Genomic DNA, 13,284 nt, shown 5'->3' on the forward strand with positions numbered 1-13,284 from the left:
TGGGAAAAGACTTGGAGAAACCGGACAATTGCCACAAGGCAAACCATAAAAACAAAAAAGGCATACCCAAGTATGCCATTTTCTGCATTATTCAGCGATGTTCACTCGCTCGCGTAACTCTTTGCCAGGTTTGAAATGGGGAACATATTTCCCGGTCAATTCAACCTTGTCCCCGGTTTTGGGGTTGCGGCCCACGCGGGGGGCGCGATAGTGCAGTGAAAAACTTCCAAATCCGCGGATTTCAATCCGGTCGCCGTTTTGCAAAGTCGATGCCATCTGCTCAAGGATCTCCTTGATGGCAGCTTCGACATCCTTGGCCGGCATATGCATGCGGCTGGCAGCCAATTGTTCGATGAGATCTGATTTGGTCATAACGTTAAATCTCCTTCCCCGATCACATGCAATATTCATTACGCCAATGATAAAAAAGGGCGGCGTGACACGCCGCCCTTTTCTTGCATCAAGGATTACTCACCCTTGGCGGCTTTGAACGCTTCAGCCATGGCATTGCTGAACACAACTTCTTCTTGTTGGTTCAGGCTGTCGATAGCAACACGCTCATCAGCCTCGTCCTTAGCGCGGACAGACAGGCTTACAGTGCGGTTCTTGCGATCAACGCCCATGAACTTGGCTTCAACTTCGTCACCAACAGACAGCACCAGAGTGGCGTCTTCTACGCGGTCACGAGCAGCGTCGGAGGCACGCAGGTAGCCTTCTACGCCGTCAGCCAGTTCGATCACGGCACCCTTGGCATCAACCTCGGTAACCTTACCCTTCACAATAGCACCTTTCTTGTTGTCAGACAGGTACTTATTGAACGGGTCTTCTTCGATCTGCTTGACGCCCAGGGAGATGCGCTCGCGCTCCGGGTCCACTTGCAGAACAACGGCTTCGATCTCGTCGCCCTTCTTGAATTCACGCACGGCTTCTTCGCCCTGGTTGTTCCAGGAGATGTCAGACAGGTGAACCAGGCCGTCGATGCCGCCATCCAGACCGATGAAGATACCGAAGTCAGTGATGGACTTGATCTTGCCGGAAACACGGTCGCCCTTGGCGTGAGTTTCGGCAAACAGCTGCCACGGGTTGGATTTGCACTGCTTCAGACCCAGGGAGATACGACGACGCTCCTCGTCGATGTCCAGAACCATCACGTCAACCACGTCGCCAACGTTAACAACCTTGGACGGGTGGATGTTCTTGTTGGTCCAATCCATCTCGGATACGTGTACCAGGCCTTCCACGCCTTCTTCGATTTCAACGAAGCAGCCGTAGTCGGTCAGGTTGGTCACGCGGCCAGACAGACGGGTGGTCTCCGGGTAACGCTTGGCGATAGCAACCCAGGGATCTTCGCCCAGCTGCTTCAGACCCAGGGATACACGGGTACGCTCGCGGTCGAACTTCAGAACCTTGACTGCGATCTCGTCGCCAACGTTGACGATTTCGGAAGGATGCTTAACGCGCTTCCACGCCATGTCGGTGATGTGCAGCAGGCCGTCAACACCGCCCAGATCTACGAATGCACCGTAGTCGGTCAGGTTCTTGACGATACCCTTAACTTCTTGACCTTCTTGCAGGTTAGCCAGCAGGCTTTCGCGCTCGGAGGTGTTCTCGGTCTCGATCACGGCACGACGGGAAACAACAACGTTGTTGCGCTTCTGGTCCAGCTTGATGACTTTGAACTCGAGTTCTTTGTTTTCCAGGTGAGCGGTGTCACGGATCGGACGCACGTCAACCAGAGAACCCGGCAGGAAGGCACGGATGCCGTTCAGTTCAACGGTGAAACCACCCTTGACCTTGCCGTTGATGATACCGATAACGGTAGCTTGCTCTTCGTAAGCTTTTTCAAGCTGCAGCCAGGCTTCGTGGCGCTTGGCTTTTTCGCGGGACAGCTTGGTTTCGCCGAAACCATCTTCGATAGAGTCCAGAGCCACGTCAACGGAGTCGCCTACGTTGATTTCCAGCTCGCCCATGGCGTTCTTGAATTCTTCAGCCGGGATAGCGGACTCGGATTTCAGACCGGCGTCAACCAGTACGAAACCATTTTCGATAGCAACGACAGTACCCTTGACGATGGAACCTTGACGGGTTTCAACGGCGTTCAGGGACTCTTCAAAGAGTTGAGCAAAAGATTCGATCATTGTTTATGTCACAAATGAAACATCCACTTGCAATCCGGCACAAGCGGGGTTGTTTTAAATTATCTGCGCCATCCATGGTGCAGACGACTGACATCAGTTTGTACTGACATCACCAAGTTGTTGCTCTGCATAGGCAAGCACCGTTACCAGCACTTCATCTATGGACATGGCGGTTGAATCCACCACGAGAGCATCTTCTGCCGGTTTAAGGGGGGCAACGGCGCGATTTCTGTCGCGATCATCACGTTCCCGAATCTCGGTTAAAAGACGCTCAAAGTTAACATCAAAGCCCTTATCTTGCAACTGCTTATAGCGGCGGGCAGCCCGTTCTTCGGCGCTGGCGTCGAGGAAAATCTTCACCTCGGCCTCCGGGAAAACCACGGTACCCATGTCACGACCGTCGGCGATGAGGCCGGGGGCTTGGCGAAATGCTCGCTGACGACGCAGCAGGGCTTCGCGCACCCGCGGGAAGGCGGCGATTTTACTGGCGGCATTGCCCACATCCTCGGTACGGATGGTACGGGAGACATCCTCCCCTTCCAGCACGACTTTCACCTGCTCGGCATCGACCTGGAACTGCACGTCCAGATTGGCGGCCAGGGGAACCAGCGCAGCTTCGGCATCGAGCTCTACATCGTGATGCAGGGCGGCCAGGGCCAGCACCCGATAGATGGCGCCGGAATCGAGCAGGTGCCAACCCAGTTTTTCAGCCAGCAACTGACACAGGGTGCCCTTGCCTGCACCACTCGGGCCATCAATTGTCATCACGGGGGCCATCTGCGGCATAACGTCTCTCCTGCACACTTGTTGCACACATCCCGGGAGGGATGGGGTAATGGGCGCCGATTATACCCAAATGTGCCGAGCCTGGCAGTCGTCGTGGCACACATTTGCGCAAAACCAGTCGCAACTGTCCTCTTTGTGTACCGCCAGGCAAACCATTAAGTTGTGCAAGGTTTTGTTCTTATGGTTGTTCCGCACAAGGCGCGCTAAACTGGCCGCCCTTTTTTAAGCAGCTGTAGTAAGGAGCAACCTATGAGCAGCGTTACCCTCGTGGCCAAATCCAAGTTGCCGACCCCCTGGGGCACTTTCACGCTGGTAGGCTTTCAGGAAACCGGCACCGGCAAGGATCATGCCGCACTGGTGATGGGCGATATCACGGGTGATGAGCCGGTGCTGGGCCGCATTCACTCAGAGTGCCTGACCGGGGATGCCCTGTTCAGTCTGCGTTGCGACTGCGGCTTCCAGCTGCAGGCTGCATTGGAAAACATCGCCAAGGCCGGCCGTGGCGTCTTGTTGTATGTCCGCCAAGAAGGCCGTGGCATCGGCCTGCTCAACAAGATCCGGGCCTATCATCTGCAGGATCAGGGCGCCGACACCGTCGAGGCCAACGTGGCACTCGGCTTTGCCGCCGACATGCGCGACTACACCATCTGCGCCGACATGCTCAAGCAGCTGGAGGTGAAATCCCTCAAGTTGATGACCAACAACCCGCGCAAGATGAAGGCGATGGAATCCTTCGGCATTCCGGTAGCGGAGCGGGTGCCCTTGCAGGAAGGGCGCAATCCCCACAACGAGTTCTACCTCTCGACCAAGGCCAACAAGCTGGATCACATGCTCAAGAAGTGAACCCGCCTCGCCGCTAGCCGCCATGAAAAACGCCTCCCATCGGGAGGCGTTTTTTGTTGCTCTCATATCGCCGCGGCGCTAGCGGATGGGCAGCTCGATATCGGCAAACATGGCATCCACGTCGTCGCTGGAGCGCAGCGCGATGGCCCGCTCCACCACATCCCGGGTCAGATGCGGGGCAAAACGGGTCATGAAATCATACATGTAGGTACGCAGGAAAGAGCCCTTGCGAAAGCCGATCTTGGTGGTGCTGTGGGCAAACAGGTGGCTGGCATCCAGCGCCACCAGATCGGTGTCGACCTGGGGATCCAGCGCCATGGTCGCCATTACGCCGATCCCTACCCCCAGCCGGACATAGGTCTTGATCACGTCCGCATCGGTGGCGGTGAAGACGATATTGGGCTCAAAACCGGCCCGGTTGAAGGCGGTGTCGAGTTCGGAGCGGCCGGTAAAGCCGAACACATAGGTCACCAGCGGGAAGCGGGCGATGTCGGCGATGGAGAGCTTGCCAACCTGGGTCAGCGGGTGGCCCTTGGGCACGATCACGCTGCGGTTCCAGTGGTAGCAGGGCAGCATGATGAGATCTTCGTAGAGGTGCAGCGCCTCGGTGGCGATGGCAAAATCGGCCTGGCCCTTGACCACGGCTTCGCTGATCTGGGTCGGCGTGCCCTGGTGCATGTGCAGGGAGACTTTGGGAAAGCGCTTGATGAAGCCCTTGATCACGTCGGGCAACGCATAACGGGCCTGGGTGTGGGTGGTCGCAATGTGGAGCGTACCCTGCTCGGGGTGAGTGTGCTGACTCGCCACCGACTTGATGCTCTCCACCTTGCCCAGGATCTCGTTGGCAATCTTGATCACGTCCCGGCCAGCCGGGGTGATCTGGGTCAGATGTTTGCCGCTGCGCTCGAAAATCTGGATCCCCAGCTCATCTTCCAGCATGCGCACCTGTTTGCTGATCCCTGGCTGAGAGGTGTAAAGGCTCTCTGCCGTTGCCGACACGTTCAGTCTGTGGTTGGCAACCTCAACGATATAACGCAATTGTTGGAGTTTCATGATGTTAGGCTCTAAAGGCGACTTGAACTAATACTAACAAACTTTTGCCTGATAGCCCTTCCTTCTTGGCTATTTATGGCTGTGCCTGCGCCAGCAAAAAATCCCGCAAGGCGCGGTTGGCCATGGAGAGCGGATCCCCTCGCCGCCACGCCACGCAGAGATCGAGAAAGATCGGGGGGGCAAACGGGATCCCGGTCAGGGCTGGCTCTTCGTCCAGAGCCATCCGCAAGAAGGTGGTCACCGCAAAGCCCTGCTTCACCACCGCCTTGAGCAGCGGGATGAGGTTGCTCTCAAAGGCGATGTCGGGCTCGCAGCCCAGTCCCTGGGCCAGCGCTTCCATGTGCTCGCGGTGATAGAAGCCACGGCGAAACATCGCCAGCTCCTGGCTGAAAAACTCGCTCAGCGACACACTCCGGGCCTGGCGCAGCGGATGCTCCTCCCCCACCACCATCAACATCTCTTCACGCAGCAGCTGGGCGCCCTCCAGCGCCGGCGGCAGATCACTGGTGATGAGGATGGCAAGATCCAGCGAGCCGTCCACCATGCGGCTCAATAGTTCGCGAGTGCCCGCCTCCTCCACCCGGATCTTGAGGCCGGGGTAGCGATGCTTGAATGCCATCAGGATCGGCGGAAAGTAATAGGAGCCCATCATGTAGGGAATTCCGATGCGCACCTCTCCGCGCTCCAGCCCCTTGAGCTCGGCCATCTCGGCCTCGGCCTGATGCATCTGGCGCAGCAGGCGCTCGGCATGGCGGCAGAGTACCTCCCCTTCCGGGGTGAGCCGCACGTTGCGATCCTGACGGTCGAACAAGCGCAGCTCGAGCTGCTGCTCCAGCTTGGCGATGGCCATGCTGATGGCGGGCTGCGCCACGTGCAACCCGTTGGCCGCCTTGGTAAAGGAGCCGGCATCCCGTACCGCCAGCAGATAGGTGAGCTGTTTCAGGTCCATATCAATTTGGTTTATCAGATGGATAACTTAAATATATTATATTTATGTTCTGGCGCGCACTAACCTGCAACAAAGCTGTCAGGACAATTGCATATGATCGAAGTCGGTAGTCGTGAATGGATCCGCGCCACCCTGGCCCTCAGCCTGGGCTCCTTCCTGGTGTTTCTCAATCTCTATCAAACCCACCCGCTGCTGCCGCTGCTGGCCGAGGTGTTCTCCGTCAGCTCGCTGTCGGCCGGCTGGACCCTGGCCGGCTGCACCGCTGGGCTCGCCGTCTCGCTGCTCGTCTGCGCCCGGCTGGCGGATCGCTTCGGCCGGCGCCGGATCATGCTGTGGAGTCTGGCCGGTGCCATCCTGCTCTCCCTGCTCATCAGCCTGGTCAGTCAGTTTGAACAGCTACTGTTGCTGCGGATCCTGCAGGGTGTCCTGCTGGCGGGGCTGCCCGCCACTGCCATCGCCTACATGGGGGAAGAGTTCAGCAAGCGGGCCCTGCTCTCCGCCGTCGGGGTCTACATCGCTGCCAACTCACTGGGGGGCATCGCCGGCCGGGTGGTTGGCGGTCTGCTGGCCGGCTGGTTTGGCGACTGGCAGCACACTTTTCTCGGCATCGGCCTCATCAGCCTGGCGCTGCTGCCTCTCGTCATCTGGCTGCTGCCGGCCCAGACCCGTTTCGTGCCCGTCATCGCCAAGCCGGGCCAGTTTCGCCAGGCCATCGCCAGCCACCTCGGCAATCCGCTGCTGGCGGGGGCCTACCTCATCGGCGGCCTCAACTTCATGGTGTTTCTGAACCAATACAGCTACCTCACCTTCCTGCTGGCCAGCCCCCCCTTCTCCTTGCCGACCCAGTGGCTCGGCATGCTGTTTCTGACCTATCTGTCGGGGACGGTGGCCTCCTCCCTCAGCGGTCGCTGTGCCCATCGCTGGGGGGCGCAGCGCCTGCTGCTGGTCGGCATAGCCCTGATGGCGCTCGGCAGCGCCCTGCTGCTGGGCGGCTCGCTCAGCGCCATCCTCTCAGGCCTGCTCATCTCGAGTTTCGGCTTTTTCCTTGCCCACGCCTGCGCCAGCGCCTGGGTCGGCCAGCACGTGGAGCACAACCGGGCGCTCGCCTCGTCGCTCTATCTGGTGGGTTACTATCTGGGGGCCAGTCTGGGGGGGCTCTATCTGCACCCCTTCTGGGAACAGGGAGGGCTCGGGGGATTGGTGCTCGGCATCGAGCTGGTACTGGTCATCACGGCGGGGTTGAGCCTCTGGCTCGGCCACTTGAAGGGGCGCCCCGCCCGCCCCCGCATCTGCCATCCCTGACGCTATCTCTGATATAAGACGAGGCCGGTCAAGCGGCCCCGTCTCATCAAGCATGGTCGTAGTAGCCGGCAGGCACCGGCACCACGGCGCCGCTCACCAGCTCTTCTTCAATCACCTCGGCCAAGGTGCGCAGATGAAATTTGATCTGCCCAGAGGCCAGCATCACCGCCACGTCAGGATTGCGCTCATCGCGCAGGTTGCCGGTTTTGAAGGACACCTCCGGATGGGCCGCCAGCAAGGCGTCCAGCGAAGGCACCACCAGTTCGATATGTTCCAGTCCCGCCTGGTGGCTGCGACCCGATTTGGGCGCGGCCAGCTCAATGCAGGGCACGATGCCGTGGGCGTGGGGTACCGGTTGATGCAGGCGGTAGGTGGCGATGGGCCGTCCGCCGATCATCCCCTCCACCAGCAGGTCACCATGGCTTGCCAGTTGTGCCTTCAGGGCCTGGTACTCCGACAGGGTGGCGGCCCGGTAGCAGAGGTGGTCGACCTCGATGGTGGCAGGATGGATGGCGAGGGCCTCCAGCTCGGTCAACAGCTGGCAAACAAATGGGGCCATCGGCCCCAGTGTGGTATCGAGTGAGTGCGACATAATCACCATTTCTTCTTGGGTTGGAACAGGACGTCCAGCTCGTCCGCCTCTTTGTCCTTGATGCTTTGCAGCTCTTTCTCGCTGTGCTCCTGCAGGTGGGCATCGAGTCCGGCCAGGCCCTGCCGCATGTCCTCTTCACGGGCCATCAGGTAGGGATCCTTGTCGGTGACGCTGGCCAGGGCTGAAAGCCCCTTGGTGTAGAGCTGCCGGCAAGTGCCGAACTGCCCCTGGATCTGGGCATCCATGGCCCGCTTCACCAGGTTGGCGATGTTGATCTTGAGCTGCATCAGCTCGAGGCGGCGATCCTCCTGGGCAAAACCCTGCGGATCTATCTTCCCCTTGTTGTGTTCGACCCGCAGCACGGCCCGCATCTTCTTGACCAGCTGCAGCATCTGGATGGCCTGGCGATCAGACTCCGGGGTCTTGAAGTGCCCCTCATCCTGGCTGCTGTAGTTCTCCTGCACGTTCTTGATCTGGGTCTGCACGTCGGCAATGCGCTGCTTGAGCTGGCCGCTCGGCATCACCAGGGCGATGGCGCGATAGGCATCAAGGATCCGGTGCTGCAACAGCAACACTATGTTCTTGGAGAAGGGCACCAGGTTGACGTTGAGCAGCATCTCTTCGGTTTCATCCACCACCGACTTGTGGCGGGCGATGGCGTGACGCTTGTCGGCCTCTGCCTTCTGCTTATATTGCTGCACCACGTTATAGGCGATGACCAGAAACAGGAGTGCGCCAATAGACAGCAATACCAAGGTTAAAATCATAGGAAGTCCAAACTCCTGTCCCAATCCAATTGCGTGATCCTACAACAGCTTACCTAGTTAAGGTAGTCCGCAGCGCGGAGCTTGCCCCCGATTTGTTGTGCCCAGACGAGCAGGAGCACAAGGGAAAGCCAGGATCACGCGGCGCTGGCGACACCGCCATTACCCCTTAGTATCGCCCATCGGGCCCATTACTTGAGGTTGAACCCCCTGGATCGCAGGAAATCCTGCATGAAGGGACGCGCCTCCTTGCCCAGGATGCCCCGGATCTGGCCGCTCCAGCTCTGCTGCTTGTTGTTGCTGCTGCGGGACTGGTAGTAAGCCTCGATCTGCTGGTCGTAGCCGGCAAGCAGTTCGCGATCCAGTTCGGTCTGATAGCGGTTTTCATGCACCACCAGAGCGCGGGGCAGGCGGGGTTTCTGTTCGGGTGCCTGGGCGGGGTGGCCGAGGCAGAGGCCAAACAGCGGGATCACCTGATGCGGCAGCCCCACCGCCTCGCTCACGGCGGCCGGATTGTTGCGGATCCCGCCGATATAGACGCCGCCAAGTCCCATGGATTGGGCTGCCAGCAGGGCATTCTGGGCCATCAGGGCGCCGTCGATGGCACCGATCAGCAGCTGCTCGACAAAGCCGGTCTGGGCATCCGGCACCACTTCACAGTGGCGATGATAGTCGGCGCAAAACAGCAGGAACTCGGCGGCCTGGGCCACGTAGGCCTGGTGCCCCGCCAGTTCGGCCAGGCGGCTGCGCAGCGCCTTGTCGGTCACCCGAATGATGCTGTTGGCCTGCAGGAAGCTGGAGCTGGAAGCGGCCTGGGCCGCGCTCAGGATCTGGTCGAGCTGAATGTCGGTGATGGGCTCGGCGGTGAATTGACGAATGGAGCGATGGGCGAGAATAAGGTCGAGAGTCGGGTTCATGTTGCCTCCAGAGACGAAGCCCACACTCTACCCAAAAACAGCGAGGGGCCCAAGGCCCCTCGCATTAGCAGCGCCGCAGAGTAATCCGCTAGCCTGCCAGCGGATAGCGGCCGGCCTTGCAGCTGACCATGAAACGGCTCTCTTCCACCTGCGCCACCGTCATCGGCTTGCTGAACAGGAAACCCTGAAACACGTGGCAACCCTGGGTGCGCAGGGCGGCGAGCTCGTGCTCGTCCTCCACCCCTTCGGCCATGATGCCAAGACCCAGGCTGGTGGCCATGGCGACGGTGGCGCGGATCACCGGCAGGTTGAGGCCCACCACGAAGGAGCGATCTAGCTTGATGGTGTCGATGGGCAGCCGGTTGAGATAGGCCAGCGACGAGTAGCCGGTACCGAAATCATCGATGGCAATCTTGATCCCCTGCGCGCTCAGGGCGTCGAGGATCTCGATGCACCCCTTCATGTCCAGCATCAATACCGTCTCGGTCAGCTCCAGCGTCAGCAGGCTGGCCGCCACCCCGAACTCCTTGAGCTGCTGGGCCACCAGTTCAGGCAGGGCGGAAGAGAGCTGGAAGCCGGAGAGATTGACCGACACCGGCACGTTCACACGCCACTCCCGTTGCCAGTGGGCCATCTGGGCCAGCGCCGTCGACAGCACCCAGCTGCCTATCTCGCGGATCAGCCCCATCTCTTCCGCCAGCGGGATGAACTCCACCGGCGAGACGTGGCCCAGCACGGGATTGTGCCAGCGCAGCAGCGCCTCGTAGCCGAGCAGCTTGCCCTGTGCCACATCCACCTGAGGCTGGTAACAAAGGCTCAGCTCCCCCCGCCCGATGGCCTTGGCCAGAAACTGCTTCAGGGTCAGCTTGCGATGCAGAGTCTGCTGCATGCTGGGGGTGAAGCGCTGCCAGCGCAGCCGGCCCATCTGCTTGGCCTGGTACATGGCCATGTCGGCGCGGGTGATGAGGTTGTCGCCGTCATCCGCATCGTCCGGATAGATGGCGATGCCGATGCTGCCGCCGATGGTCACCTCGGGCACCCCGCTCAGCTGCAGCGGCTTGGTCATCTGGGAGAGCATGAGGTCGGCTACCTCCTGCGCCCGATCGCTCGAGTGGCTGAGCGGCACCAGGGCCGTGAATTCGTCGCCACCGAGCCGGGCCAGCTCCACATCGCGCGGGCAGATCTGCTTGAGCCGGCCGGCAACCCGCTCCAGCAGGCGATCACCGGCCTTGTGGCCGTAGTTGTCGTTGACCAGCTTGAAGTTGTCCAAGTCCATGAACACCAGCGCAAAACGCCCGCCCAGCCCGCAATAGGCCTCCAGCGATTTCATCAAGCCATAGCGGTTGAGCAGGCCGGTCAGCGAATCGTGCCAGGCCAGGTGGCGGTGTTCCAGCTCTTCCAGTTTACGGTCGGTGATGTCGCGCATGGTGAGCAGGATCTGGGCCCCCTGCTGAATGTGGCGAAACTGGTACTGAAACCAGCGCATCCCCTTGAGGGTGCGGCACTCCCCCTCGGCCACCACTTCATCGAGGCGGGAGAGCTTCTGGTAGAAGGCCTCGTCATTGCCGGAGAAGAGCTGGGAGAGGTAGCGGATCTGGTTGCCGAAACACATGTCGAAATGGTGGTTGCCGCTCTCCAGCTGGCCCTGATTGTCAAACAGACAGGCCAGGGTATCGCCGGTGGCGAGCGAGGACTCCTGATAGAGGGTATCGGCGTCGATCACCGCTTCGGTCATCATCATCAACCGCCCCGCCAGCTGGATGCCGGAGAGGCGCAGGTAGATCTGCTTTTTCACGCCCTTGGGGGAAAGAGTCCACCACTCGCTGTAGCTGCGCCCCTGCTGGAAATCCCCGAGGTAACGCTGCAGCAGCAGATCGATGGCCTGTGCCATGTCGGCCGAGAAGTCGCGCGATTGCAGCTCGCCCAGCGAGCTCGCTTCCCACACGCTCAAGGCGGCGCGATTGGCCCAATAGATGTGGTGATGCCGGATGTCATAAACCCAGATTGGGGTATGCAGCACATCCATCCCGTTCAATAACCGTTCGTCTAGCGTATTCATCTAATATGGTGATTCATGATGTGTGATCACAGGGAAACCCAGCGACGGAGGGCCCTCCCGGGCACCCGGTGCTGGTACAAAATCGGATCCAGCCCATAATGTGAAACAAGCATGCGCAAAGGGCTGGCTTCATATGAAAACGCTACATGTGAAACCCATGGTCAGAAAAAACGGACTCACGTTGGTATTGTTGGGCATCATAGTAACCATTGCTATGATTTTTATACTTTTTTTATTCGGTGAACAACCACTAATCCCCCTCGTCTCCGGCCTGCTGGCGGGTCTGATGATGATATTTATCGGCTCATTGAAGCTGATTGAGCCTCACTTCAGTCTCTCGCTCTGTCACGATTGTCTGCAATATCACCATAAATACGGCGGTTGGATCCTGAAATGGAGAAATATTCAGCGAATAGACCAGCCGCGCATTCATCTGGGCTGGGATCTGGTCCCCCTGCCCTATATCGGTTTGAAAATAAAAGATTACGACGATTTTTTGACATTGATCACACCCAGATTGGCAGTACGCCTGCTGACCGAGCAACGCAGCGTCTTGTTGCAGGCACTGCGCAGCGAACAACCTGCCTGCAGCGGCGGGGGTTGTGCCTGTGCCTTTCAGGGCGAGGGATTGCTGGAGGAGAGCCATTTTCGCTCTCCCTCCGGCCAGCGCTATGAGGGGGTGATCGCCATGCTGGCCAACCGCATGACCCGGCTGCGCGAGCTGCTCGGCTACGATCTGCTGGTGCCGGACAACAGCCTTGACCGGGATCCGGTCGAATTTGTCCGGCTGTTGCACCAGTACCAGCGGGAGTCGAATCTAATCCAGATCAATTAAACGCCGGATTGAGCTTGCCAAGGCGGTCGCCTCTTCTTAAGGTCACTGGCTTGTTACACCCAGAACACCGCTTATGAAGTACATCGAAGAGTTCTATCTGTTCGTCAAGGTGGTGCAAGAGGGAGGCTTCTCCCACGCGGCAGCCGCACTGGGCATGCCAACCGGCACCATCAGTCGACGTATTTCTCAGCTGGAAGAGCAGCTCGGCTGCTCCTTGCTACACAGATCCACCCGCAAACTCCGCCTCACCGACGAAGGGCTGCGCTACTACGAGCGCCTGTGCACCCCGTTGGCCGCGATCGAGCAGGCCACCGGCGAGATCCAGGGCAAAGAGGCCGACATCAACGGGGTGATCCGTCTGGCGGCCCCCATCGCCCTCTCCAACACCATCCTGGTCGACATGCTGGCGGACTTTGGCCTGCACTACCCAGAAGTGCAGTTCGACATTACCCAGACCAACGACCACCAGCATCTGTTCGACAACGATCGGGATCTGGTGTTCTTCAACGGCGAGCTGCCGCAATCCTTGCCCAATGCACTCTGCCTTGGCCACATCGAATACGGCCTGTTTGCCTCCCCGCTCTATCTGGAGAAGATGGGCACACCGGCGCATCCCGCCCAGCTGGAAGAGCACGCGCTGATCTACTGCTGGCCACACCAGCACTGGCAGTTGACCGACCGGGACGAGCAGACGGTACAGATCAAGCGCACCGCCAAACTGACCGTCAACCAGACCCAGGCTGCCGTCCGGGCAGCCAGGCGCCACCTGGGGATCGTCAATGCCCCGCTCCACTACGTGCATCCCTTCCTGCAGGATGAGCAGCTGGTCCCAGTACTGCCCGACTGGAAAACCGGCAACCGGCCCTTCTATATGTTGCGCTGCCAGCCTCAGTTTGCCCCGCTGCGTGTTAAGATGTTCGCTGAATTTGTTGAAAAATATTCAGCGCGCTACCGGAATCGCCAATGGGACAATCAATTTTCACCGGCGACCAGCCTGTCCCATTGCATCTGACCGTTGGCAGGCCACACTTATAGCAATCCTCGTT

At 59.5% G+C, this 13,284-nt stretch carries 13 protein-coding genes; 4 read left to right on the forward strand and 9 right to left on the reverse strand.

Features of this window, described 5'->3' with window-relative positions; all coding sequences use genetic code 11:
- Positions 1 to 87 precede the first annotated feature (87 nt).
- From ihfB to cmk, 3 genes are all read right to left on the reverse strand, one after another.
- The gene (gene ihfB, locus C2U40_RS12005; protein ID WP_011705691.1) at positions 88 to 372 is read right to left on the reverse strand and encodes an integration host factor subunit beta; all 285 of its coding nucleotides are present in this window, start codon (positions 370 to 372) and stop codon (positions 88 to 90) included.
- A gap of 95 nt (positions 373 to 467) precedes the next feature.
- Positions 468 to 2,138 carry a 30S ribosomal protein S1 gene (gene rpsA, locus C2U40_RS12010; protein ID WP_011705690.1) on the reverse strand — a complete coding sequence of 557 codons (1,671 nt, stop codon included), beginning with the start codon at positions 2,136 to 2,138 and terminating at the stop codon, positions 468 to 470.
- A gap of 93 nt (positions 2,139 to 2,231) precedes the next feature.
- Positions 2,232 to 2,924 (reverse strand): (d)CMP kinase, encoded by a 693-nt coding sequence (gene cmk / locus C2U40_RS12015; RefSeq protein WP_103827166.1) that lies wholly within the window; start codon positions 2,922 to 2,924, stop codon positions 2,232 to 2,234.
- A gap of 249 nt (positions 2,925 to 3,173) precedes the next feature.
- Here cmk and ribA point away from each other — a divergent pair, with 249 nt between their 5' ends.
- Positions 3,174 to 3,767, forward strand: coding sequence for a GTP cyclohydrolase II (ribA, locus tag C2U40_RS12020; protein ID WP_060389106.1), 594 nt, complete (start codon positions 3,174 to 3,176; stop codon positions 3,765 to 3,767).
- Positions 3,768 to 3,845: 78 nt separating this feature from the next.
- Here ribA and cysB read toward each other — a convergent pair whose 3' ends face one another.
- Both cysB and C2U40_RS12030 read right to left on the reverse strand, forming a co-directional pair.
- Positions 3,846 to 4,820 (reverse strand): HTH-type transcriptional regulator CysB, encoded by a 975-nt coding sequence (gene cysB, locus C2U40_RS12025; protein ID WP_010634254.1) that lies wholly within the window; start codon positions 4,818 to 4,820, stop codon positions 3,846 to 3,848.
- A gap of 73 nt (positions 4,821 to 4,893) precedes the next feature.
- Positions 4,894 to 5,769, reverse strand: a complete 876-nt coding sequence (locus tag C2U40_RS12030; RefSeq protein ID WP_010634255.1) for a LysR family transcriptional regulator — start codon at positions 5,767 to 5,769, stop codon at positions 4,894 to 4,896.
- Positions 5,770 to 5,862: 93 nt separating this feature from the next.
- Here C2U40_RS12030 and C2U40_RS12035 point away from each other — a divergent pair, with 93 nt between their 5' ends.
- The gene (locus C2U40_RS12035; protein ID WP_103827167.1) at positions 5,863 to 7,071 is read left to right on the forward strand and encodes an MFS transporter; all 1,209 of its coding nucleotides are present in this window, start codon (positions 5,863 to 5,865) and stop codon (positions 7,069 to 7,071) included.
- A 46-nt stretch (positions 7,072 to 7,117) separates the two neighbouring features.
- Here the strand turns inward: C2U40_RS12035 and C2U40_RS12040 are convergent, their stop codons facing one another.
- The 4 genes from C2U40_RS12040 to C2U40_RS12055 all read right to left on the reverse strand — a co-directional run bounded on the left by C2U40_RS12040 (position 7,118) and on the right by C2U40_RS12055 (position 11,370).
- A complete protein-coding gene (locus C2U40_RS12040; protein WP_181014729.1) occupies positions 7,118 to 7,672 on the reverse strand; it encodes a VOC family protein in 555 nt (184 codons plus the stop codon).
- On the reverse strand, positions 7,666 to 8,430 hold the full coding sequence (locus tag C2U40_RS12045; RefSeq protein ID WP_011705685.1) for a DNA repair ATPase: 765 nt from the start codon (positions 8,428 to 8,430) through the stop codon (positions 7,666 to 7,668). The genes C2U40_RS12040 and C2U40_RS12045 overlap by 7 nt, the downstream gene beginning before the upstream one ends.
- Before the next feature lie 188 nt (positions 8,431 to 8,618).
- The gene (nfsA, locus tag C2U40_RS12050) at positions 8,619 to 9,344 is read right to left on the reverse strand and encodes an oxygen-insensitive NADPH nitroreductase (protein WP_043162912.1); all 726 of its coding nucleotides are present in this window, start codon (positions 9,342 to 9,344) and stop codon (positions 8,619 to 8,621) included.
- Between the two features lie 88 nt (positions 9,345 to 9,432).
- The gene (locus C2U40_RS12055) at positions 9,433 to 11,370 is read right to left on the reverse strand and encodes a putative bifunctional diguanylate cyclase/phosphodiesterase (protein WP_016350432.1); all 1,938 of its coding nucleotides are present in this window, start codon (positions 11,368 to 11,370) and stop codon (positions 9,433 to 9,435) included.
- A 166-nt stretch (positions 11,371 to 11,536) separates the two neighbouring features.
- On the opposite strand from C2U40_RS12055, the gene C2U40_RS12060 reads away from it, so the two are divergent.
- Together C2U40_RS12060 and C2U40_RS12065 are read left to right on the forward strand one after the other, a co-directional pair.
- Complete coding sequence (locus tag C2U40_RS12060) at positions 11,537 to 12,238, forward strand: DUF2982 domain-containing protein (protein WP_103827169.1); 702 nt, start codon at positions 11,537 to 11,539, stop codon at positions 12,236 to 12,238.
- Positions 12,239 to 12,311: 73 nt separating this feature from the next.
- The gene (locus C2U40_RS12065) at positions 12,312 to 13,250 is read left to right on the forward strand and encodes a LysR family transcriptional regulator (RefSeq protein ID WP_011705681.1); all 939 of its coding nucleotides are present in this window, start codon (positions 12,312 to 12,314) and stop codon (positions 13,248 to 13,250) included.
- The last annotated feature ends 34 nt before the right edge of the window (positions 13,251 to 13,284 follow it).

This window comes from Aeromonas sp. ASNIH4, assembly GCF_002934425.1.
Lineage (GTDB): Bacteria > Pseudomonadota > Gammaproteobacteria > Enterobacterales > Aeromonadaceae > Aeromonas > Aeromonas hydrophila.

Bases quoted from the DNA above. Each gene is read 5' to 3' on its own strand.
- ihfB (WP_011705691.1), bottom strand. From the start codon at position 372: ATGACCAAATCAGATCTCATCGAACAATTGGCTGCCAGCCGCATGCAT.
- rpsA (WP_011705690.1), bottom strand. From the start codon at position 2,138: ATGATCGAATCTTTTGCTCAACTCTTTGAAGAGTCCCTGAACGCCGTT.
- cmk (WP_103827166.1), bottom strand. From the start codon at position 2,924: ATGCCGCAGATGGCCCCCGTGATGACAATTGATGGCCCGAGTGGTGCA.
- ribA (WP_060389106.1), top strand. From the start codon at position 3,174: ATGAGCAGCGTTACCCTCGTGGCCAAATCCAAGTTGCCGACCCCCTGG.
- cysB (WP_010634254.1), bottom strand. From the start codon at position 4,820: ATGAAACTCCAACAATTGCGTTATATCGTTGAGGTTGCCAACCACAGA.
- C2U40_RS12030 (WP_010634255.1), bottom strand. From the start codon at position 5,769: ATGGACCTGAAACAGCTCACCTATCTGCTGGCGGTACGGGATGCCGGC.
- C2U40_RS12035 (WP_103827167.1), top strand. From the start codon at position 5,863: ATGATCGAAGTCGGTAGTCGTGAATGGATCCGCGCCACCCTGGCCCTC.
- C2U40_RS12040 (WP_181014729.1), bottom strand. From the start codon at position 7,672: ATGGTGATTATGTCGCACTCACTCGATACCACACTGGGGCCGATGGCC.
- C2U40_RS12045 (WP_011705685.1), bottom strand. From the start codon at position 8,430: ATGATTTTAACCTTGGTATTGCTGTCTATTGGCGCACTCCTGTTTCTG.
- nfsA (WP_043162912.1), bottom strand. From the start codon at position 9,344: ATGAACCCGACTCTCGACCTTATTCTCGCCCATCGCTCCATTCGTCAA.
- C2U40_RS12055 (WP_016350432.1), bottom strand. From the start codon at position 11,370: ATGGATGTGCTGCATACCCCAATCTGGGTTTATGACATCCGGCATCAC.
- C2U40_RS12060 (WP_103827169.1), top strand. From the start codon at position 11,537: ATGAAAACGCTACATGTGAAACCCATGGTCAGAAAAAACGGACTCACG.
- C2U40_RS12065 (WP_011705681.1), top strand. From the start codon at position 12,312: ATGAAGTACATCGAAGAGTTCTATCTGTTCGTCAAGGTGGTGCAAGAG.